Consider the following 18,921-nt stretch of genomic DNA (forward strand, 5'->3'; position numbering starts at 1 on the left):
TACGCTGGCGCGTCGTGGAACCCGGACTCCTCACCGCCAAAGTCGCGTCCGCCGCCGTCGCGCCGCTGATCCGTCGCCTCTTCACCCCCGAACCGGCCGGTGCCGGTCTGGTCGACCGGCCCGTGCGGATCTCCTCGTACGTCTCCTTACGGGGCGAGAAGCGCACACTCGGCCAGGCCGATCTGCGGGCCCTCACCGCCAAGCTGGTCAGGGCCGCCATGCGGTCCGGTGAGCCGCCGGTCCCGGCCGACGAGGAGCGGGCCGTGGCCGACGCGCTCGCCCGGACCCTCTACGCGCTCGGTGAGCTCACCCTCAGCGACGCCGAAGCGGTCGCCCTGGGCCACCAGGAGCTCGCCCGCGAGCTGCGCCGCGCGGGCGACCACCCCGAGCGCCACCTCTCCGCCGACGCCACCTGCCTCTACGAGCGCCTGCTGGACACCACCTGTCTGCACGTCCTGCACTTCTTCACCCAGCGGTCGGCCTTCGTCCCCGCCACCCTCGTCGAGCAGAGCCGGCGGCAGAGCGAGCTCATCGCGCGCGTGGACGAGCTGATCGCCCGTACACCCCGGGCCGACGCCGGGGACGTGGACTTCGAGGCCCGTTATCTCGCCCATCTGACCGCGAAGCACGGCAAGTTGACGATCTACGGGATCGACCTCACCAACTCGCCCCGCAAATGGCCGCTGGACACCGCGTACATGCGGCTGGAGGTGGCGGGGCAGGCGACCCGGCCGTGGCGTACGCAGGAGGAGCGCACGCCGGCGCGGGGCGCCCTGAGCGCCGGGGAGGACTTCGCTCCCCGGCCCGCCGACCGCGTCCTCGCCGACCACGAGCGCGTCCTGCTGCGCGGCGAGGCCGGGTCCGGCAAGACCACGCTCGTGCAGTGGCTCGCCCTGTCCGCCGCGCGCGACGACCTCGACCACGCCACCGCCTACCTCTACGACCGCATCCCCTATGTCCTGCCGCTGCGCACCCTCACCCGCCACGGCGCCCGGCTGCCCGCGCCCAGGGACTTCCTGGCCGCCGTCGGCTCCCCGCTGGCGGGCGAGCAGCCGCCCGGCTGGGAGGCCAGGGTCCTGGCGGACGGGCGCGCCCTGCTGCTGGTCGACGGCATCGACGAGATCCCCGACTCCGAGCGGGCCGCCACGCGCGCGTGGCTGGGCGACCTCGTCGAGGCCTATCCCGGCAACCGCTGGCTGGTCACCTCGCGCCCCTCGGCGGTCGTCGAGGACTGGCTCGCCGAGGAGGGCTTCACCGAGCTTGCGCTCTGCCCGATGAGCCCGACGGACGTGGCGGCCTTCGTCCGGCGCTGGCACGAGGCGGCGCGGACCGGGGCCGACGACGACGAGCTCCCCGCGTACGAGAGCCAGCTCCTCCAGGCCGTGCGCGCCAAACCGGACCTCGGGCGCCTCGCCACCAACCCGCTGATGTGCGGGCTGATCTGCGCCCTGCACCGCGACCGGCGCGGCTTCCTGCCGTACGGCCGCAAGGACCTGTACGACGCGGCCCTGTCCATGCTGCTCATCCGCCGTGACCGCGAACGCGACATGCGCGTGCCCGAGCGCCGCCAGGAGCCGCAGATCCAGCTGCTCCAGCAGCTCGCGTACTGGCTGATCCGCAACGGCCGCACCGAGATGGACCGCAGCCGCGCCGAGACCGTCATCGCCGACCTGCTCCCCTCCGTACCGGAGCTGGCCGAGCTCGGTGACGCGCGGGCCGTCTTCGAGCACTTCCTGCACCGCAGCGGCCTGCTGCGCGAACCGGCCCCCGGCACCGTCGACTTCATCCACCGCACCTTCCAGGACTACCTGGGCGCCCGGGCCGCCGTCGAGGCCGGCGACCTGGGGCTGCTCGTCGCCCACTCCCCCGACGACCAGTGGGAGGACGTCATCCGCATGGCCGTCGCCCACGCGCGCCCGCGCGAGCGCGTGGAGCTGTTCGGAGAGCTGCTGGCGTACGGGGACGAGCACCCGGACGCGGCCGTGCGCACCCGGGTCCACCTCCTCGCGGCGACCTGTCTGGAGCACGCCGCCGAACTCGCGGCCGGGGTGCGGGCCGAGGTCGAGCGGCGGACGGCCGCGCTCATCCCCCCGCGCGACCTCGTCGCCGCCCGCGCCCTCGCCTCGGCGGGCCCGATGATCCTCGACCTGCTGCCCGGCCCCGAAGGGCTGGACAAGCACACGGCCGACCTGGTCGTCACCGCCGCCTCGCACGTGGACTCGGAGCGCGCGATCCCGTTCCTGGCCCGCTTCGGCGGCCATCCCGCCCGACGGGTGCGGGCCCAGCTGGTGTGGTCCTGGGGCCGGTTCGACACCCGGCAGTACGCGGACGAGGTCGTCGCCGGGATCGACCCCGAGGACATCCTCTTCACGGTCACCTCCGAGGAGCAGCTGCGCGCCCTGCGGGCCCTGGGCACCCGCCCCGGCCTTGAGGCGCGCGGCGACCTGGACCCGGAGGCTCTGGGCGCGTACGCGGCCGAGGCCTCCCTGCGCCGGGTGCGGCTCAGCGAGAACCCCGTCCTGACGGACCTGTCGTTCCTCGCGGGCCCGCACCCGCTCACCGAGCTGAGCGTCACCGACTGCGACCGGCTCACCGACCTCAGCGGTCTGCGGGACAAACCGCTGGCGGGGCTCTCGCTGACCCGGATCGGCAACGCGGACCTCAGCCCGCTGCGCTCGCTCCACCGGCTCGTCTCGCTCTCCCTGAGCGGCGACCGGCTGAGCTGGTCGCCCGCCTCGCTCCCGGCCACCGCCCCGCTGGACTCGCTCGACGTCGTCGGGGTCGCGGCGACCGGTCTGCACGGCCTGGCGACGAACGCCCCGGGCCTGACCAGCCTCTACCTCGGCCCGTGGAGCAGCCCCGAGGGCCCCGAGGAGTGGGCGGAGCTGGCCCGTATCGGCGGGCTGCGCACCCTGCACGTGACGGGCGCCTCCCTGGCCGGCGCCCCGCCCGGACTCGCCCTGCCCTCGGTGTTCCAGCTGTTCCTGACCGACCAGGTGCCACCCGAGGCCTTCGCCGCCTTCGCGGCCCTGTTCCCTCGCCTGCACGTCCTCAACCTGTGGGCGAACCAGCAGGAGTACGACCTGACCCGGCTCGACGCCCCGCCAACCCTGCTCCAGATCCGCTCGCGCCTCCCGCTGACCGGAAGGGCGAGGGTTCCGGACGGGGTCGAGGTGGTCGCGGAGGGGGCGGTGGAGCTGTGAGCGGCGCTGTGAACTCCCGGGTTGTGGAGCCGGGCTGGGGCCGGCGGTTCCGCACGAAATACGGAACCAAGTGCCGGCCGCATTCCGCGCCCGACATGCGGCACGGTTAGGCGAGCAGACCACCGAAAGGGTGAAGCGGAGTAGCGCGGCTTTATTGCCGCCGTCGTACACCTATGTCGGTTTCCTGCGGGCACGCGCACGTCCCTTTCACCGGCCGCCATCCGAGTCACGAAACGCAGCCCCGCCTAGCCGTAGGTACGAAAAGGGGCTGCCCCGGCCCGTACAGACGACAACGCGTCCGTACCAGCCGGGGCAGCCCCTCAAGACGAGCCCCTGGAGGCTACGCCTCCTTGCTCAGGTTCGGGCCGGCGCCGCCGGCCGCCTGCTCGATCGGGGGGACGTCGGGCAGCGCCGACTTCTCCTCGCCCCGGAAGGTGAACTTCTTCGCCTCGCCCTCGCCCTCGGTGTCGACGACCACGATGTGGCCGGGGCGCAGCTCGCCGAAGAGGATCTTCTCCGAGAGGATGTCCTCGATCTCGCGCTGGATCGTGCGGCGCAGCGGGCGGGCACCCAGGATCGGGTCGTAGCCCTTCTTCGCCAGGAGCGACTTGGCCTCGGAGCTCAGCTCGATGCCCATGTCGCGGTCCTTGAGCCGCTCGTCCACCTTGGCGACCATGAGGTCGACGATCTGGATGATGTCTTCCTCGGTGAGCTGGTGGAAGACCACCGTGTCGTCGACACGGTTCAGGAACTCGGGGCGGAAGTGCTGCTTCAGCTCCTCGTTGACCTTGGCCTTCATCCGCTCGTAGCCGGTCTTCACATCGCCCTGGGCGGCGAAGCCCAGGTTGAAGCCCTTGGAGATGTCCCGGGTGCCGAGGTTCGTGGTCATGATGATGACCGTGTTCTTGAAGTCGACGACCCGGCCCTGGGAGTCGGTCAGACGACCGTCCTCCAGGATCTGGAGCAGGGAGTTGAAGATGTCCGGGTGGGCCTTTTCGACCTCGTCGAAGAGGACGACGGAGAACGGCTTCCGGCGGACCTTCTCGGTCAGCTGGCCGCCCTCTTCGTAGCCCACGTATCCGGGCGGGGAGCCGAAGAGGCGCGAGACCGTGTGCTTCTCGCTGAACTCCGACATGTCGAGGGAGATCAGCGCGTCCTCGTCGCCGAAGAGGAATTCGGCGAGCGTCTTGGAGAGCTCGGTCTTACCGACACCGGACGGGCCGGCGAAGATGAACGAGCCACCGGGGCGCTTCGGGTCCTTCAGACCCGCACGGGTGCGGCGGATCGCCTGGGAGAGCGCCTTGATGGCGTCCTTCTGGCCGATGACGCGCTTGTGGAGCTCGTCCTCCATGCGCAGCAGACGCGAGGACTCCTCCTCGGTCAGCTTGAAGACGGGGATGCCGGTCGCGGTCGCGAGGACCTCGGCGATGAGCTCGCCGTCGACCTCGGCGACGACGTCCATGTCGCCGGCCTTCCACTCCTTCTCGCGCTTGGCCTTCGCGGCGAGCAGCTGCTTCTCCTTGTCGCGGAGAGAGGCCGCCTTCTCGAAGTCCTGGGAGTCGATGGCCGACTCCTTGTCGCGGCGCACGCCCGCGATCTTCTCGTCGAACTCGCGGAGGTCCGGCGGCGCGGTCATCCGGCGGATGCGCATCCGGGAGCCCGCCTCGTCGATCAGGTCGATCGCCTTGTCGGGGAGGAAGCGGTCCGAGATGTAGCGGTCCGCCAGCGTCGCCGCCTGGACGAGGGCCTCGTCCGTGATGGAGACGCGGTGGTGGGCCTCGTACCGGTCGCGCAGACCCTTGAGGATCTCGATGGTGTGCGGCAGCGACGGCTCGGCGACCTGGATGGGCTGGAAGCGGCGCTCGAGGGCGGCGTCCTTCTCCAGGTGCTTGCGGTACTCGTCGAGCGTGGTGGCACCGATGGTCTGGAGCTCACCGCGGGCCAGCATCGGCTTCAGGATCGAGGCCGCGTCGATGGCGCCCTCGGCGGCACCCGCACCCACGAGCGTGTGCAGCTCGTCGATGAACAGGATGATGTCGCCGCGGGTGCGGATCTCCTTGAGGACCTTCTTCAGGCGCTCCTCGAAGTCACCGCGGTAGCGCGAGCCGGCGACCAGCGCGCCCAGGTCCAGGGTGTAGAGGTGCTTGTCCTTGAGGGTCTCGGGCACCTCGCCCTTGACGATGGCCTGCGCCAGGCCCTCGACGACGGCGGTCTTGCCGACGCCGGGCTCGCCGATGAGCACCGGGTTGTTCTTGGTACGGCGGGACAGCACCTGCATGACCCGCTCGATCTCCTTCTCGCGCCCGATGACCGGGTCGAGCTTGGACTCACGAGCGGCCTGGGTGAGGTTCCGGCCGAACTGGTCGAGGACGAGGGAGGTCGAAGGCGTGCCCTCGGCCGGGCCGCCCGCGGTGGCGGCTTCCTTGCCCTGGTAGCCGGAGAGCAGCTGGATGACCTGCTGCCGCACCCGGTTGAGATCGGCGCCCAGCTTCACGAGGACCTGGGCGGCGACGCCCTCGCCCTCGCGGATCAGGCCGAGCAGGATGTGCTCGGTGCCGATGTAGTTGTGGCCGAGCTGGAGGGCCTCGCGGAGCGACAGCTCCAGGACCTTCTTGGCACGCGGCGTGAAGGGGATGTGACCGGACGGGGCCTGCTGGCCCTGGCCGATGATCTCCTCCACCTGCTGGCGGACCGCCTCAAGAGAAATCCCGAGGCTCTCCAGGGCCTTAGCGGCGACACCCTCACCCTCGTGGATCAGGCCCAGGAGAATGTGCTCGGTGCCGATGTAGTTGTGGTTGAGCATCCGGGCTTCTTCCTGAGCCAGGACGACAACCCGCCGCGCGCGGTCGGTGAACCTCTCGAACATCGTTAATCGCTCCTCAGAGCGGTCGGGCAGTTAGGGGTCGGTCCCCTCCCTGTCCTTCCGCATGCTAGTCCCGTGGGACGGGACAGCTCATTCCAACTGCCGACATCCGACCCGATCACCCCCGCCCAGGCGGGGAAACTTGCTGCCGAACAGTCGACAACTGCTCCAACTCGATGGTGCGAGACGATGTTCCCGCAGGCCAAGCAGATACCCCTGTCTCCACTACGCCGATGGCGAACGCGAGACGGCCCGGCGAGCTTCACGCCCCTCCCCACTAGGAATGTCTTACCCGTCAGCACGGACAGTCCATGCGGCGCGCCCCGGTTCCCTCAGCTACGGGCGAACACACTTGCGCCGCCGAATGCTTCCACGCGCCCCCCTGCGCGCGTACGGAACGCATTCGGCCGGAAACTCTGCGTAACTCCGGGCCGTTTCAGGAGTTGCTCCGGTCATGGCCCTCACCGTGCCCTCCCCCGAGCTCTCGGTCCCGCCCGTGCAGGTGCCCGCACCGCGCGCCCCGCTCGGCCGCCCGCTCGCCCAGTGGTACGAGCGGGAGCTCGGCTGGGCCGTCGCGCCGGGGCTGCCGGTGCGGCTGGTGACCGGGCTGCGCTTCGACGTGCTCGACCTTCCGGCGCCCGCCGGCGCCACCCTGCTGCGGCGGTTCGCCCGCACGGGCCCGGTCGCCCTCGTGGGGCGGCGGATGCGGTTCCTGGTGGCCGCGGGCAGCGCGGAGGAGCTGCCGGGGCTGCTCGACTGGCTGGAGTGGGGCGGGGTCGGCCTGGACCTGTCGGCCGTCGGCGCCGACGGCCGCGTCACCGCTCCCGTACCGCCCGGCTGGGGCCTGCCGCCCGATCGGGACGGCTCGCGGGAGACCGCTGTGTGGCTGCGGCCTCCCGAGCCGGGATGCGAGGTCGAAGCGACCCTTCCGGCTTTCGCCGGATTCACCGGACCGAAGAACGACGGGGGCGGTGGGGGCACCCCCGACCTCGTCCGGCTGGTGGCCGCGGCGGCGACCGAATGCCACCGGGCCCGCCTGTTCCCCACGAAATCGGTAACCGGCTCCGCGCTCACCCCGCGAAGGGCCGACGCGAAGAGGTCGGGTAACGCGGGAACTCAGCCGTTCGCCTTCTCGTAGGCCTCGCGGATATCGGCCGGGACGCGTCCGCGGTCGTTCACGCTGTAGCCCTGCTCCTTGGCCCACTTGCGGATCTGGGCGGTGTCCTGACCCGCCGGAGCGGCGCCGCGGGCCTTGCCCCGGCCGCCGGCCGCGCGGCCACCGGTACGGCGTCCGCTCTTGGTGTACGGGTCGAGCAGACCCCGGAGCTTGTCCGCGTTGGCGGTGGTGAGGTCGATCTCGTAGGTCTTGCCGTCGAGAGCGAACGTCACGGTCTCGTCCGCCTCGCCGCCGTCGAGGTCATCGACAAGAAGGACCTGAACCTTCTGTGCCACCGGATTTCCTTTCATCGAAAATGCAGTACGCGGAAAGGAAACCGCTTTTGCCTGGAAAACACAAACCCCCGGCAGAGGTTCAGGGAGCTTGCACAGCGGGAAACGTACGCGATTCGGACATAGGGCTCTACCGGCTTCCACAGGCTTCCCGCGATCACAGGTGCAGAAGCATCCGGCTGTTGCCCAAGGTGTTCGGCTTCACTCGTTCGAGACCCAGGAACTCGGCGACACCCTCGTCATACGAGCGCAACAGCTCGCTGTAGACATCGGTGTCGACCGGAGTCTCCCCGATCTCGGTGAAGCCGTGCTTCGCGAAGAAGTCCACTTCGAAGGTGAGACAGAAAACCCGGCGGACACCGAGCCAGCGGGCGGTGCCGAGCAGCTTGTCCAGTACCAGATGCCCCACTCCGGCGCCCTTGAACTCGCGGTCCACCGCGAGAGTACGCACTTCGGCCAGGTCTTCCCACATCACGTGCAGCGCGCCGCAGCCGACCACCCGGGCATCCGAGTCGCGTTCCGCGACCCAGAACTCCTGGATGTCCTCGTAAAGCGTCACGGTCGCTTTGTCGAGCAGGATCCCCGCGCCGACGTACGCGTCGAGAAGGCGGCGGACCGCCGGGACATCGCTGGTCCTGGCCCGGCGGACGGTGACGGCATTTGCGGGGGCATAAGACATGAGCGGACGCTATCGTCCCGCGCCGCCTTGGGTCTCATCGGGTTCTGCGGCTTGCGCCGCCTCTTGCGGGGCACGTTGTGCGCCCTGTTCCGGGGACTCCGCGTGATCGGCCCGATCCGGGTTGTCCTCCAGCTGTCCGGCCATCCGTACGGCATCGCGCAGGGACTCGCGCTGCTCGGGCGACATCATGCCGAAGAAGGCGACCAGGGCGGCCGCGGGGTTGTCGCTCTGCGACCACGCTTCGTTCATCAGTGCGGCCGCGTAGGCGGCCCGGGTGGAGACCGCGGTATATCGATAGGCGCGGCCGTCGACTTCCCGGCGGACCCAGCCCTTCTGATGGAGATTGTCCATTACGGTCATCACGGTCGTGTACGCGATGGACCGTTCCTGCTGAAGGTCTTCCAGGACTTCCCGGACGGTCACCGGACGGTTCCACTGCCAGACGCGCGTCATGACGGCGTCTTCCAGCTCTCCCAATTGGCGAGGCACATCTGCACCATAGTGGGAGATGTCCTGAATGGCTGGTTATTTACGGTGGTGAACAGCAAAAAGGCGCGCGCCCCGATATGGGGGCGCGCGCCCTTCACGCGTGAAACGCGCCGTGGGGGGGCCTGGCCGGGCGGGCCCGGGCTGGTGGCCCGGGCCTGGGGTCCGGGCCTGGGGTCCGGTCACGCGGTCCCGTCGCGCGGCCTGCCATGGGGCCCGTCTGCGGCCCCGTCGTGCGGTCAGGCCTGGCCGGTGGTCGGCCGCTGCTGGGCGGCCTCGGCGCGGGCGAGCGCGGCGTCCACGGCCGCGTCCTCCTTGCCCTTGTTGGGGCCGCCCTGGCTCTTGACGATCGTCACGATGAGCCCGATGAAGAAGACGGCCATCACCACGGGGGGAAGGAGCGCGGAAACGTAGTCCATGCCGACCAGGGTAGCTACCCGGCGGCGCGGGCGGCGGGCGGGGGCACGGGCTTGCGGCGCGGCGGGAACACCTCGCCGGGCGTGGGGATGGGCCGGTCCGGGCGCGGCGCCTTGGGCTGCGGCCGGGCGGGCGCGGGCTCGGAGGTGGGCTTGGGCTGCGGCTTCGCCCCCGGTTTCGGGTCCTGCGAGGCGCGCCCGCCGGGCAGGGCGAGCAGCCGGGTGCGCGGCCCCGGGGTCACGGCGGCGAGCCGGGCCCGTACGGAGTGCTCGGCGAGGCGTCTGCACCGCTCCAGCAGCAGCGCCGCCACCGGGAGCGTCCGCAGGGCGCGCAGGGCGGCGAGGTCGTCCGGGGTCGGGTCGTAGCCGGCCGCCAGGGCGTCCTGGAGCAGCTCCAGATAGCCCGGGGCGGAGCCGGGGAGGGCGGTGCGGTAGCGGGCGAGATCGGCCAGCAGGAAGGCGCGCAGCCGGTTCGCCTCGCGCACGGCCTCGTCCACGGAGCCGGCCAGCCGGAGGCAGTCCTGGACGTCCGCGTCCGCGAGGGGGGTGGGATGGAGGGCGACGGCGAGGGCGCGTCGGAGCACACGCAGCTCGTCTGCGCCGAACGCCATTCCGCCGCGGGATCCGTAAGGCGTGGGCATGAACCGACAATACGTCGGAAAGGGACAAAATCCGTTTAATGGGGTGTTGGTGGGCGAGTTGTTTTTTCCCCACCCCACCCCTTCCCGAAAGCCCTCCGGCGGGCGGCCTGCTGTTTGTCCGCGGACGGTGGGGGGGGCTGATCGCGCAGTTCCCCGCGCCCCTGGGCAGCTAGCTGGCTGCGGGCCGGTGGCCGCTTCTCGCGCAGTTCCCCGCGCCCCTAAAAGCTCGTGGCCGAGCTGGGAATTCTGGCCGCGGCCTCCTACCTAAGGGGCGCGGGGAACTGCGCGGGAAGAGGCCACCGGCTGGCAGCCGAGCGCGCAGCGGGAATGGCAGCAGGGGGCGCAGCCCCCGCTCGGGGGCCGGGGGCCTCGCCCCCTGGGAGGCCCCCACCCCCGGAGGGTTTAGGGAAGGGGCGGGGAGGGGCCTCCTACATGCGGGAGATGTTGCGCTCGTACACCAACCGCAGCCCGATCAACGTCAACCACGGCTCATGCTCGTCGATCACATGCGCCTCCCCCAGCACCATCGGCGCCAGCCCACCCGTGGCGATCACCGTGACGTCGGACGGGTCGCCCCCGGGACCGACCAGCTCGCGGGCCATCCGGGTCACCACCCCGTCGACCTGCCCGGCGAACCCGTACACGATCCCCGCCTGCATCGCCTCGACCGTGTTCTTGCCGATCACCGCCCGCGGCCGGGCCAGTTCGATCTTGCGGAGCTGGGCGCCCTTGACGCCGAGCGCCTCCACGGAGATCTCGATGCCGGGGGCGATCACCCCGCCCGCGTACTCCCCGCGCGCGCTCACCGCGTCGAACGTGGTCGCCGTGCCGAAGTCGACGACGATCGCCGGGCCCCCGTACAGCTCGACCGCCGCGACCGCGTTGATGATGCGGTCGGCGCCGACCTCCTTGGGGTTGTCCATGAGGATCGGGACGCCGGTCTTGATGCCGGGCTCGACCAGGACCGCCGGGACGTCGCCGTAGTAGCGGCGGGTCACCTCGCGCAGCTCGTGCAGCACCGACGGCACCGTCGAACAGATCGCAATGCCCTCGATGTTGTCGCCCAGCTCGGCGCCGAGCAGCGGGTGCATGCCCATCAGCCCGTTGAGCAGGACCGCCATCTCGTCGGCGGTGCGCCGCGAGTCGGTGGAGATGCGCCAGTGCTCGACGACCTCCTCGCCGTCGAAGAGGCCGAGGACCGTGTGCGTGTTGCCTACGTCGATCGTCAGCAGCATCGGTTACGCCGCCTCGCGCAGATCGAGGCCGATGTCGAGGATCGGGGAGGAGTGCGTGAGCGCGCCGACCGCCAGGTAGTCGACGCCGGTCGCCGCGTACGCCGCCGCGTTCTCCAGGGTGAGGCGGCCCGAGGACTCCAGGAAGGCGCGCCCGGCGACGAGTTCGACGGCCCGGGCGGTCTGCTCCGGGGTGAAGTTGTCCAGCAGGATCAGGTCGGCGCCCGCCTCCAGGACCTCGCCGACCTGGTCGAGCGTGTCGACCTCGACCTCGATCGCCACCTCCGGGAACATCTCCCGTACGGCCTTGAAGGCCGCGGCGACGCCGCCCGCGGCCACCACGTGGTTGTCCTTGACCAGCGCCGCGTCGGAGAGCGACATCCGGTGGTTGACGCCGCCGCCGCAGCGCACCGCGTACTTCTCCAGGGCGCGCAGCCCCGGCGTCGTCTTGCGGGTGTCGCGCACCTTCGCGCGCGTGCCCTCCAGGGCGTCCGCCCACGCGCGCGTGGCGGTCGCGATGCCGGACAGACGGCACAGGATGTTGAGCGCGCTGCGCTCGGCGGTGAGCAGGTCGCGGGTGCGCGTGGTGACGCTCAGCAGCTTCTGGCCGGCCTCGACGCGGTCGCCGTCCGCGACGTGTCGCTCGACCTCGAACTCCTCGGTGCACACGATCGACAGGATCGCCTCGGCGACCCGCAGGCCCGCGACCGTACCGGCCTCGCGCGCGGTGAAGTCGGCGGTGGCGACGGCGTCCTCGGGGACGGTCGCCGCGGTCGTCACGTCCACGCCGCCGTCGAGGTCCTCCTCGATGGCGACGTGCGCGATGTCCTCGACCTGGACCGGGTCCAGGCCCGACTCGGCGAGCAGCGCGGCCAGCGAGGGGTCGAGGCCGCACTCGTACACGTCCTCGTCGCCGCAGCCGCAGTCGTCGCCGCAGCCGCCTCCGCTCGCGGGGACGCCGATCTGGATCAGCGGTACGTCCACCGGCTCGGGACGGTGTTCGTCGGGGGTGCTCACGGTTACGGCTCCCTGGGGGCGTCGGCGACTGTCGGGGGGAAGTCTGCGGAATCGGTACGGCGGACGTCGAGCGTACGGTCCGGTGTCACCCGTACGACGAGGTGGCGGCGCCAGTCCGCGTCGTCACGGTCGGGCCGGTCCTCGCGCCAGTGGCAGCCGCGGGTCTCCTCGCGGGCGGCGGCCGCGGCGACCAGGACGCGCGCGACGAGCAGCAGGTTGGTGGTCTCCCACGCGTCCACGCCGGGCTCGGCGGCCTTGCGCTCGTCGGGTCCGTCGGCGTCGGCCCGGATCGCCTCCAGGCGGGCGGCGGCCGCGGCGAGGCTGTCGGCGGAGCGCAGCACGCCCGCGCCGCCGGTCATGGTCCGCTGGATCTGGATCCGGGCCTCGGGCACGAGCAGCGGGCAGGTGGGCGCGTCCTCGGGGGTCTCGGCCGCCCGGGGGGCGCCGCCCTCGCGCGCGTGGCCGCCGGTCGCGATGTCGGCCGCGATGCGTTCGGCGAACACCAGGCCTTCGAGCAGGGAGTTGGAGGCGAGACGGTTGGCGCCGTGGACGCCGGTGCAGGCGACTTCGCCGCACGCGTAGAGGCCCGGCACCGTGGTGCGGCCGTGCAGGTCGGTGCGTACGCCTCCGGAGGCGTAGTGGGCGGCCGGGGCGACCGGGATCGGCTCGGTGACCGGGTCGATGCCGTGACTGCGGCAGGCGGCCAGGATGGTGGGGAAGCGCTGCTCCCACATCTCGGCGCCGAAGTGCCGCGCGTCCAGGTACATGTGCTCGGTGCCGTGGGCCTGCATCTGGCGGGTGATGGCCTTGGCGACGATGTCGCGGGGGGCGAGCTCGGCCAGCTCGTGCTGCCCCAGCATGAAGCGGGTGCCCGAGGCGTCGACCAGGTGGGCGCCCTCGCCCCGTACCGCCTCGGAGACCAGCGGCTGCTGGCCCTCGGAGTCGGCGCCCAGGAAGAGCACGGTCGGGTGGAACTGGACGAACTCCAGGTCGGAGATCTCGGCGCCGGCACGCAGCGCCAGGGCGACGCCGTCGCCCGTGGAGACGGCCGGGTTCGTGGTGGCCGAGAAGACCTGGCCCATACCGCCGGTGGCGAGCACCACGGCGGGGGCGTGGACGGCTCCCACGCCGTCGTGCTGGCCCTCGCCCATGACGTGCAGGGTGATGCCCGCGGTGCGGCCGTCCTCGTCCCGCAGGAGGTCGAGGACGAGCGCGTTCTCGATGGTCCGTACGGCCTGTTCGCGGACCGCCTCGACCAGCGCGCGCGAGATCTCGGCGCCGGTGGCGTCGCCGCCCGCGTGGGCGATGCGGCGGCGGTGGTGGCCGCCCTCGCGGGTCAACGAGATGGCGCCGGAGTCGTCGGTGTCGAAGTGGGCACCGGTGGCGATCAACCGCCGCACCGCGTCCGGCCCCTCGGTGACCAGGGCGCGCACCGCGCTTTCGTCGCACAGGCCCGCGCCCGCCACCAGCGTGTCGTCCAGGTGCTGCTGAGGAGTGTCCCCCTCACCGAGAGCCGCCGCGATGCCGCCCTGCGCCCAGCGCGTGGAGCCGTCGTCGAGCCGCGCCTTGGTGACCACCACGGTGGTGAGCCCGGCGGCGGTGCAGCGCAGCGCCGCGGTGAGACCCGCGACGCCGGAGCCGACGACCACGACGTCCGCGTCGATGGCCCAGCCCGGGGCGGGCGCGTCCAGCCGTATGCCGGTCCGGGCCGGGCCGTCGGTCGTCCTGGTCATGCGGGGGCTCCGAAGTTCAGCGGGATGTTGTCGATCAGGCGGGTGGTGCCGACGCGCGCGGCGACCGCGAGGACCGCCTCCCCGGCGAAGCCGTCGCCGGCCTCGTCGAACGTCGCCGGGTCGATGAGGGCCAGATAGTCCAGGGCCAGCGGCGGCTCCGCCTTGGCGGCCTCGTCCAGGACGCCCTGGGCGGCGGCGCGCACGACCGCGGGGGACGGCCCGGCCGCCTCCACCGCGTACGCGTCGGCGGCGGCGCGGGCCTCGCCGATCCGGGAGAGCGCCAGCGAGCGCCCGGAGGAGGCGTGGGTGGCCGCGGCGCGCGCGTGGAGCGCGTGCTCGGCCGTCAGCCGGTCGCGGGCCGCGAACAGCGCGCGCGACAGCGCGAGCGCGGTGGTGCGCTCCTGCGGCGAGAGGTAGCGGTTGCGGCTGGAGAGGGCGAGCCCGTCCGCCTCGCGCACCGTGGGCACGCCGACGATCTCCACGGGGAAGTTGAGGTCCCGGGCCATGCGCCGGATCAGCGCCAGCTGCTGGGCGTCCTTCTGGCCGAACAGCGCCAGGTCGGGGGCGGTGAGGTGGAGGAGCTTGGCGACGACGGTGAGCATGCCGTCGAAGTGGCCGGGCCGCGAGGCGCCTTCGAGGCGCTCGCCCATCGGGCCCGCGGTGATGCGCACCTGCGGCTCGCCGCCGGGGTAGACCTCGTCCACGGAGGGCGCGAACACCGCGTCCGCGCCGGCCTGTCCGGCCAGTTCGACGTCGGCGTCCAGGGTGCGCGGATAGCGGTCGAGGTCTTCGCCCGCGCCGAACTGCAGAGGGTTCACGAAGACCGTGACGACGACCTGGCCGCCGGGGCCGACGCTCTCGCGCGCGGTGCGCACCAGCGTGGCGTGTCCCTCGTGCAGGGCGCCCATGGTCATGACGACGGCGCGGCGGCCGGTGCGCTCCAGGGCGGCCAGTTCGGCGGCGGTGCGGACCAGAAGGGTCATCGGTTCTCTCCGTCCGCGAGCACACCCAGCAGGTCCTCGGCGAGCTCGGGCTTCAGCAGGCCGTGGGCGAGCGCCCGGTCGGCGGTCGTACGGGCCATGGCGAGGTATCCGGCGACCGTGACGGGGGCGTGCTTGCGCAGTTCGGCGACGTGCGCCGCGACCGTGCCCGCGTCGCCGCGCGCGACGGGCCCGGTCAGGGCCGCGTCGCCGGAGCGCAGCGCGTTGTCGAGCGCCGCCCCCAGGAGCGGGCCCAGCATGCGGTCGGGGGAGCCGACTCCGGCCTTGCGCAGCAGCTCCATGGACTGGGCCACCAGGGTGACGAGGTGGTTGGCGCCCAGGGCGAGGGCCGCGTGGTAGAGCGGGCGGTTCTCCTCCTCGATCCACTCCGGCTCGCCGCCCATCTCGATGACCAGCGCCTCCGCGGCGAGCCGCAGCTCCTCGGGCGCGGTGACGCCGAACGAGCACCCGGCCAGGCGCTGTACGTCGACCGCGGTCCCGGTGAACGTCATCGCGGGGTGCAGGGCCAGCGGCAGCGCCCCCGCGCGCGTGGCGGGCGCGAGCACGTCCGTCCCGTACCGCCCGGAGGTGTGCACCAGGAGCTGGCCGGGGCGGACGGCGCCGGTCTCGGCGAGGCCCTCCACCAGGCCCGGCAGGGCGTCGTCGGGGACGGTGAGCAGCACCAGGTCGGCGGCGGCCAGCACCTCGGCGGGCGGCACCAGGGGCACGTCCGGCAGCAGGGCGGCGGCCCGGCGCACGGAGGCGTCCGAGACGCCGGAGACGGCCACCGGGCGGTGTCCGGCGAGCTTCAGCGAGGCGGCGAGGGCGGGGCCGACCCGGCCCGCACCGACGACTCCGACGGTGAGGCGGGCTGGGCGGGTCTCTGGTTGTGCGTTCACGCGGCGGGGCCTTCCGTTCCAGTCCGCGAGGGGTACCGGACGATTTCCCCGTCATGCTACGCCCAGGTATCGAAACCCCTGTGGTTGTCCACAGGCTGTGGGCGATGATCGGGACATGGAAGATCAGCAGGTTCTGGAAGACCAGCGGGACGGGATCGGCAACGGCCCGGAGGAGGTCGGTCCGGAGGAGGGCGGTCCGGGCGGGGAGGGCGGCGGGCAGGACGCGCGCCGGCGCAGGATCGCGGCGTGGCGCGCCTCGGAGCGCACGCTGTGCCGGATGCCCGGCGAGTTCGGCATGGGCGAGCGGCTGACCACGCTGGCCGCCGACGCGCGCGCGGTGTACGACACCACCGAGATGCCGGACTTCTACGGTGACGGACCGGTCGCCGAGCTGGAGCGGCGCACCGCCGCCCTGCTGGGCTTCCCGGCGGCGGCCTTCTTCCCGACCGGCACCATGGCCCAGCAGGCCGCGCTGCGGGCCTGGGCGGGGCGCACCGGGAACGCGACGGTGGCGCTGCACCCGCTCGCCCACCCCGAGGTGCACGAGCGGCGCGCCTTCGGCACGGTGAGCGGGCTGCGCACGGTCCACCCGACGACCGCGCCCCGGCTGCCCACGGCCGAGGAGGTACGGGACTTCGAGGAGCCGTTCGGCGCGCTGATGCTGGAACTGCCGCTGCGGGACGCCGGGTTCGTCCTGCCCACCTGGCAGGAGCTGACCGACGTGGTCGAGGCGGCCCGCGAGCGGGACGCGGTGGTGCACTTCGACGGCGCACGGCTGTGGGAGTGCGCCGTGCACTTCGACCGCCCGCTGGAGGAGATCGCACGGCTCGCGGACAGCGTCTACGTGTCGTACTACAAGACCTTGGAGGGCCTGTCGGGAGCCGCCCTCGTCGGGCCGGAGTCGCTGGTCGACGAGGCGCGCACCTGGCGCCACCGCTACGGGGGCCAGCTCTTCCAGCAGTATCCGGCGGCCCTGTCCGCGCTGGTGGGCCTGGACCGGGTGCTGCCGAAGCTCCCCTCGTACGTCGCCCACGCGCGCGTGGTGGCCGAGGCCCTGGCGGACGGCTTCACCGAGGCGGGCGTGCCGTGGTTCCGGATCAACCCGCCGGTGCCGCACACCCACCAGTTCCAGGTGTGGCTGCCGTACGGGGCGGACGCCCTGGACGAGGCCGGGCTCGGCCAGTCGGAGGAGACGAGCGTGACGCTCTTCCGGCGCTGGTTCCCCGCCTCGGCCGGCCCGCCCGGAGTCTCCTGCACCGAGCTGACGGTGACGGAGCCGGGCCTTGAGTGGTCGGCGCGGGACGTACGGGACGCGGTGGCGGAGTTCGTACGGAGGCTGGGCTAGGCGGGTCCTGGAGCCGCGCGTGGCCGCTCAGCGGCAGGCCGGGGTGCGGTGGCGGGGTGAGGGCAGCAGGCGGGCGAGGGCGGCGCGCAGCCGGCCGTGGGCCAGGTGGCCGGAGAGGACCGCTTCGAAGCGGCGGTAGTCCCGCAGTTCGCGCAGGGTGCGTACGTCGTACGTGCCCGGCAGTGGGGGCGGCGCCTCCTGGAGGCGGGCGGCGCGGTAGGTGTCGAGCATCTGCTGCTGGATGGCGTCCATGTATCCAGGCTGCGCCGCCCGTGGCCGTCCGTCGCGCCGATTGACCAGGGGCGTCAAATGACGGGGGCGCTGTCAGTGGCGAGGTGCACCATGGGCCCATGAGCGTGTGCATCGACATCACGGGCCTGCCGCCGGAGCGGATCGTCTTCGGCCCCTCTCCCCTGGCCGAGCTGGGCGCCGCCCTGCACGCGCTGTCCGAGCCCGCGCACCACGCCCGGCTGCACGGCTGGACCACCGCCACGGCGGCCTCGCTCAAGCCGGAGCTGGCCGACCGGCTGCACGAGGCGGACTTCCTGTGGCGGGCCACCCGCTCCGACATCCTGCTGCCGCCGCGCCCCCGCGAGACGCTGGCCGAGGAGCTGGACGACCTCGACGGGATGGACGACGAGAAGTACGTGGCGGCGGCGCTGGAGATCTCCTGCGCGAGCCTCTACAACGCGGGGGCGCCGTCCCCGCTGGTCGACGCGCGGATGCGGGAGCGCGCCCTGGACCTCGCCGCCGCGCGCGGGCCGCGCCAGGCCGCCTTCGTGAAGCGGATGCTGCTCGACCCGCCGGGGGCGCGCGCGTGGATACGGCGGCTCCTCGAAGACTGCGAGGCCGCGTTCTTCGGGGAGACCTGGCAGCGCGTACGGGTGCAACTGGCGGCCGACGCCCGGCACAAGACGGAGCTCCTGCGCCGCAAGGGCCTGGCGGAGGCGGTCGCTGCCGTCTCCCCCGCCGTCGCCCTCGAGGAGGACGGGCTGGGCTGCCGGGTCGTGGTGGACAAGCTGACCCATGGGCGTACGAGCGCGGCGGGCAGCGGGCTGACGTTCATCCCGACCGCGTTCGGCTGGCCGCATCTGTTCGCGCTGCACGCGCCGGGGTGGCAGCCGGTGGTCCAGTACCCGGTCCCCACGGGGGAGTTGGGCGGGGCGGAGCCGGTGGACGTGGTGAAGGCGCGGCTGGAGGCGGTGGCGCATCCCATGCGGATGCGGTTGTGCCGGAGTCTGGCGCGGGGGGCGTACACGACGGGTGAGCTCGCCGACGCGTACGGGATCTCCGCGCCGGAGGTGTCCCGTCATCTCGCGGTGATGAAGAAGGCGGGCCTGCTGACGACGCAGCGGCGGGGCCGGTATGTGTTGCATCAGCTGGATGTGGCTGTGGTTGCCCGCCTGGGCAGCGACTTCTTGGAGGGGGTGCTCCGCTGAGGGTGCCCGGCCTTTGTCTGCGACCCGGTGGTGGGCCACTCGCGCAGTTCCCCGCGCCCCTCTATGGGCCCGGTCTTCGCCTGCGGGCCGGTGGCCTCTTCTCGCGCAGTTCCCCGCGCCCCTGAAAACCCCCTTCGCCTGCGGACCGTGGCCGGTTGCTCGCGCAGTTCCCCGCGCCCCTGGGTAGTCCGCCGTCGCCGGGAAACTTTGCTCAGCCACAAGCTCTCAGGAACGCGAGGTCAGCCGAAGAACCCAGCCCAGCCACGGGCTTCAGAGGTGGCGCGCGGCCAGCCGAAGAACGCAGCTCGCCGTCGGCTTCAGAGGCGCGCGGCCAACCGAAGCAACCGGCTCAGCCCCGGGCTTTTAGGGGCGCGGGGAACTGCGCGAGAAGCGGCCACGACCCGCAGACGAACGAGGGTTTCCAGGGGCGCGGGGAACTGCGCGAGAAGCGGCCACGGTCCGCAGACGAACGAGGGTTTCCAGGGGCGCGGGGAACTGCGCGAGAAGCGGCCACGGTCCGCAGACGAACGAGGGTTTCC

16 protein-coding genes are annotated in these 18,921 nt (G+C 72.5%); 4 read left to right on the forward strand and 12 right to left on the reverse strand.

The window, feature by feature from the left end; translation table 11 throughout:
• The first annotated feature begins 14 nt into the window (after positions 1 to 14).
• On the forward strand, positions 15 to 3,203 hold the full coding sequence (locus ABD236_RS25405) for an NACHT domain-containing protein (RefSeq protein ID WP_344077222.1): 3,189 nt from the start codon (positions 15 to 17) through the stop codon (positions 3,201 to 3,203).
• A 340-nt stretch (positions 3,204 to 3,543) separates the two neighbouring features.
• Here the strand turns inward: ABD236_RS25405 and ABD236_RS25410 are convergent, their stop codons facing one another.
• Positions 3,544 to 6,069: an ATP-dependent Clp protease ATP-binding subunit gene (locus ABD236_RS25410; RefSeq protein WP_344077224.1), complete on the reverse strand. Its 2,526-nt coding sequence runs from the start codon at positions 6,067 to 6,069 to the stop codon at positions 3,544 to 3,546.
• A gap of 451 nt (positions 6,070 to 6,520) precedes the next feature.
• On the opposite strand from ABD236_RS25410, the gene ABD236_RS25415 reads away from it, so the two are divergent.
• A complete protein-coding gene (locus tag ABD236_RS25415) occupies positions 6,521 to 7,204 on the forward strand; it encodes an SCO3374 family protein (protein WP_344077226.1) in 684 nt (227 codons plus the stop codon).
• Here ABD236_RS25415 and ABD236_RS25420 read toward each other — a convergent pair.
• The 10 genes from ABD236_RS25420 to ABD236_RS25465 all read right to left on the reverse strand — a co-directional run bounded on the left by ABD236_RS25420 (position 7,183) and on the right by ABD236_RS25465 (position 15,598).
• Entirely contained in the window at positions 7,183 to 7,518 is a 336-nt protein-coding gene (locus tag ABD236_RS25420; protein ID WP_344077228.1) for a histone-like nucleoid-structuring protein Lsr2, read from the reverse strand. The genes ABD236_RS25415 and ABD236_RS25420 overlap by 22 nt on opposite strands.
• Positions 7,519 to 7,672: 154 nt before the next feature.
• Positions 7,673 to 8,194: an amino-acid N-acetyltransferase gene (locus ABD236_RS25425; RefSeq protein ID WP_190092558.1), complete on the reverse strand. Its 522-nt coding sequence runs from the start codon at positions 8,192 to 8,194 to the stop codon at positions 7,673 to 7,675.
• Between the two features lie 9 nt (positions 8,195 to 8,203).
• The gene (locus ABD236_RS25430; protein WP_344077231.1) at positions 8,204 to 8,683 is read right to left on the reverse strand and encodes a BlaI/MecI/CopY family transcriptional regulator; all 480 of its coding nucleotides are present in this window, start codon (positions 8,681 to 8,683) and stop codon (positions 8,204 to 8,206) included.
• 236 nt (positions 8,684 to 8,919) lie between these two features.
• Positions 8,920 to 9,099, reverse strand: coding sequence for a hypothetical protein (locus ABD236_RS25435; RefSeq protein WP_344077233.1), 180 nt, complete (start codon positions 9,097 to 9,099; stop codon positions 8,920 to 8,922).
• Between the two features lie 14 nt (positions 9,100 to 9,113).
• Entirely contained in the window at positions 9,114 to 9,707 is a 594-nt protein-coding gene (locus tag ABD236_RS25440; RefSeq protein ID WP_344077235.1) for a hypothetical protein, read from the reverse strand.
• A gap of 458 nt (positions 9,708 to 10,165) precedes the next feature.
• Positions 10,166 to 10,972, reverse strand: a complete 807-nt coding sequence (locus ABD236_RS25445; RefSeq protein WP_344077237.1) for a type III pantothenate kinase — start codon at positions 10,970 to 10,972, stop codon at positions 10,166 to 10,168.
• A 3-nt stretch (positions 10,973 to 10,975) separates the two neighbouring features.
• Positions 10,976 to 11,986: a carboxylating nicotinate-nucleotide diphosphorylase gene (gene nadC / locus ABD236_RS25450; RefSeq protein WP_344077239.1), complete on the reverse strand. Its 1,011-nt coding sequence runs from the start codon at positions 11,984 to 11,986 to the stop codon at positions 10,976 to 10,978.
• A gap of 2 nt (positions 11,987 to 11,988) precedes the next feature.
• Complete coding sequence (locus ABD236_RS25455) at positions 11,989 to 13,719, reverse strand: L-aspartate oxidase (protein WP_344077241.1); 1,731 nt, start codon at positions 13,717 to 13,719, stop codon at positions 11,989 to 11,991.
• A complete protein-coding gene (gene panC / locus ABD236_RS25460) occupies positions 13,716 to 14,702 on the reverse strand; it encodes a pantoate--beta-alanine ligase (RefSeq protein ID WP_344077243.1) in 987 nt (328 codons plus the stop codon). The genes ABD236_RS25455 and panC overlap by 4 nt, the downstream gene beginning before the upstream one ends.
• On the reverse strand, positions 14,699 to 15,598 hold the full coding sequence (locus tag ABD236_RS25465; RefSeq protein WP_344077245.1) for a Rossmann-like and DUF2520 domain-containing protein: 900 nt from the start codon (positions 15,596 to 15,598) through the stop codon (positions 14,699 to 14,701). The genes panC and ABD236_RS25465 overlap by 4 nt, the downstream gene beginning before the upstream one ends.
• Before the next feature lie 115 nt (positions 15,599 to 15,713).
• Between ABD236_RS25465 and ABD236_RS25470 the strand changes: the two genes are divergently transcribed.
• Positions 15,714 to 16,943, forward strand: coding sequence for a threonine aldolase family protein (locus ABD236_RS25470; RefSeq protein WP_344077248.1), 1,230 nt, complete (start codon positions 15,714 to 15,716; stop codon positions 16,941 to 16,943).
• 27 nt (positions 16,944 to 16,970) lie between these two features.
• Here the strand turns inward: ABD236_RS25470 and ABD236_RS25475 are convergent, their stop codons facing one another.
• Positions 16,971 to 17,195, reverse strand: coding sequence for a hypothetical protein (locus tag ABD236_RS25475; protein WP_344077250.1), 225 nt, complete (start codon positions 17,193 to 17,195; stop codon positions 16,971 to 16,973).
• A gap of 98 nt (positions 17,196 to 17,293) precedes the next feature.
• Here ABD236_RS25475 and ABD236_RS25480 point away from each other — a divergent pair, with 98 nt between their 5' ends.
• Complete coding sequence (locus ABD236_RS25480) at positions 17,294 to 18,382, forward strand: DUF5937 family protein (protein WP_344077252.1); 1,089 nt, start codon at positions 17,294 to 17,296, stop codon at positions 18,380 to 18,382.
• Positions 18,383 to 18,921: the final 539 nt, after the last annotated feature.

Origin of the sequence: Streptomyces crystallinus (assembly GCF_039521265.1) — a bacterium.
GTDB classification, from domain to species: domain Bacteria; phylum Actinomycetota; class Actinomycetes; order Streptomycetales; family Streptomycetaceae; genus Streptomyces; species Streptomyces crystallinus.

Bases quoted from the DNA above. Each gene is read 5' to 3' on its own strand.
- ABD236_RS25475 (WP_344077250.1), bottom strand. From the start codon at position 17,195: ATGGACGCCATCCAGCAGCAGATGCTCGACACCTACCGCGCCGCCCGC.
- ABD236_RS25445 (WP_344077237.1), bottom strand. From the start codon at position 10,972: ATGCTGCTGACGATCGACGTAGGCAACACGCACACGGTCCTCGGCCTC.
- ABD236_RS25415 (WP_344077226.1), top strand. From the start codon at position 6,521: ATGGCCCTCACCGTGCCCTCCCCCGAGCTCTCGGTCCCGCCCGTGCAG.
- ABD236_RS25435 (WP_344077233.1), bottom strand. From the start codon at position 9,099: ATGGACTACGTTTCCGCGCTCCTTCCCCCCGTGGTGATGGCCGTCTTC.
- ABD236_RS25440 (WP_344077235.1), bottom strand. From the start codon at position 9,707: ATGGCGTTCGGCGCAGACGAGCTGCGTGTGCTCCGACGCGCCCTCGCC.
- ABD236_RS25470 (WP_344077248.1), top strand. From the start codon at position 15,714: ATGGAAGATCAGCAGGTTCTGGAAGACCAGCGGGACGGGATCGGCAAC.
- ABD236_RS25410 (WP_344077224.1), bottom strand. From the start codon at position 6,069: ATGTTCGAGAGGTTCACCGACCGCGCGCGGCGGGTTGTCGTCCTGGCT.
- panC (WP_344077243.1), bottom strand. From the start codon at position 14,702: ATGACCCTTCTGGTCCGCACCGCCGCCGAACTGGCCGCCCTGGAGCGC.
- ABD236_RS25480 (WP_344077252.1), top strand. From the start codon at position 17,294: ATGAGCGTGTGCATCGACATCACGGGCCTGCCGCCGGAGCGGATCGTC.
- ABD236_RS25455 (WP_344077241.1), bottom strand. From the start codon at position 13,719: ATGACCAGGACGACCGACGGCCCGGCCCGGACCGGCATACGGCTGGAC.
- ABD236_RS25425 (WP_190092558.1), bottom strand. From the start codon at position 8,194: ATGTCTTATGCCCCCGCAAATGCCGTCACCGTCCGCCGGGCCAGGACC.